We start from the raw sequence: 1759 nt of genomic DNA, 5'->3' as shown, positions 1-1759 counted from the left end.
GCCCGTCGGCCCCGGCCGGGCCCGTGAACCCGGCCGGGGCCGACGGGCGCGCCCCGTCCGGTCCACCCCGTGCGAGCCCCGCGCCGTTCACGTGACCACCGCCCCTCCCGTACCCGCTGCCCCCGTACCCCCCGTCCCCGTACCTGCTGTCCCCGTGACCCGTACCCTCCAGGAGTCCGACGTGTCCGAATGGCTCGTCCTGTCCCTCGCGATGGCCTCGGCCTGCGCCGTGGTGCTCTCGATCGCCCTGCTCAACCACCGCCGGATCGGGGAGGACGACGACCCCTCGGAGACCCCGGACGTCATCGAGTACATGACGATGATGATCGGCGTGATCTACGCGATCGTGCTGGGGCTGGCCATCGCGGGGGTCTGGGAGGGCAGGGGAGCCGCCCAGGAGTACGTGCGCCAGGAAGCCCAGGCCCTGCACGAGGTCAGCGTCCGCGCCGAGGTCTACCCGCCCGCGGTCCGCGACCGGATCCGGGCCGACGTGAACGCGTACGTCTCCCACGTCACCGGCCCCGAGTGGAAGTCGATGGGCGACCACGGGGAGCTCACCCCGCGCGGAGAGAAGCTGTTGGACACCATCCGGCGCGACGTCACGGACTACGAGCCGAAGACCGACCACGAGGGGCAGGCGTACCAGCCGCTGGTGGACCAGGTGGCGGTGGTGGACGACGCGCGCAGCTCCCGCGCCGCGAGCGCCGGGGCCACCATGCCGGGGGTGGTCTGGTTCGGGCTCATCGCCGGCGCCCTGGTGACGGTCGGGCTGATCTTCACCCTCCAGATCAGGCGCTCCTTCCGGGAGCTGCTGCTGGCGGGCCTGTTCAGCGCGCTGATCGCCTTCCTGCTCTTCCTGATCTGGGACTTCGACGCACCGTTCGGCCGGGGCATCTCCGCCGCGAGCGCCGAACCCTTCCTGCGGCTGTTCCCGCACCTGGGCTGAGGGATCCGGTCCCCCGGCCGGGGGGCGGGAGCCGCCGCGGCGGCCCCGTTCCCCCACACGGACCCGCCGCCTCCCCCGTTCGCCTGACCCTGATCGCGTGTCAGCGTGCGCACACCTAGCGTGGCGGTCATCGAGGTGCTTGACCCCCCACATGTGGAACAGGTTTCCGCAGCTTGCTCCTCGGGGACCCGGAGGTTCCGCCATGCGTGCGATACGCACCGTCTCCGCCACCCTGCTCAGTACCGGCGCCGCCGCGATGCTCCTGGCGGCCGCCCCGGCCGCCGTCGCGGCCGGGCCCCAGCAGCCGATCACCTCGTTCGGCTTCGCCATCACCCCCTCGACGGTCGCCCCGGGCGGTCAGGTCACCCTGACGGTCACCGGCTGCGACGCGGCCTATTCCACGGCCTCCTCGGGGGTCTTCGACACCGTCAGCATCCCACGGGGCACTCCGGTCAGGGTGACGGTGGACCGCGACGCCCGGCGCGGGGCGCAGTACTCCGTCTCCTTCACCTGCAACGGCGAGAACGGCTCGGCCGATCTGACCATCGCCTCCGGCTCCACGCCCACCACCAGTTCCACCGCGGTGGCCCGCGGGGTGCGCGGCGGTCTCGGCGGCAGCGTGTCCGGGGCCGAGCCGATGACGATCGCCGCCGGTTCGGTGCTGTTCCTGGCGGCCGTCGCGGGCACCACCTACGTGGTGCGCCGCCGGTCCGCCGCCCACCGGCACTGACCCGGTCGCGCGCGGCGGCTCCCCCGCCGTCGCGCCCCGGCCCCGAGGCCAGCGCGGCCCGCCGGAACACCCGCCGCACCTCC

2 protein-coding genes are annotated in these 1759 nt (G+C 73.8%); both read left to right on the top strand.

Features of this window, described 5'->3' with window-relative positions; translation table 11 throughout:
* Window positions 1-181 precede the first annotated feature (181 nt).
* Window positions 182-946: a bestrophin-like domain gene (locus tag ABTZ17_RS36745; protein ID WP_352200170.1), complete on the top strand. Its 765-nt coding sequence runs from the start codon at window positions 182-184 to the stop codon at window positions 944-946.
* 202 nt (window positions 947-1148) lie between these two features.
* Window positions 1149-1676 carry a hypothetical protein gene (locus ABTZ17_RS36740; protein ID WP_352200169.1) on the top strand — a complete coding sequence of 176 codons (528 nt, stop codon included), beginning with the start codon at window positions 1149-1151 and terminating at the stop codon, window positions 1674-1676.
* The last annotated feature ends 83 nt before the right edge of the window (window positions 1677-1759 follow it).

The sequence above is a fragment of the Streptomyces sp. NPDC097619 genome, assembly GCF_040302735.1.
Classification (GTDB): Bacteria; Actinomycetota; Actinomycetes; order Streptomycetales; family Streptomycetaceae; genus Streptomyces.
The sequence above is the reverse complement of the archived record's forward strand: the minus strand, read 5'-3'. Positions and strand labels throughout refer to the sequence as shown.

Coding starts and splice junctions, on each gene's coding strand:
- ABTZ17_RS36740 (WP_352200169.1), top strand. CDS start 1,149: ATGCGTGCGATACGCACCGTCTCCGCCACCCTGCTCAGTACCGGCGCC.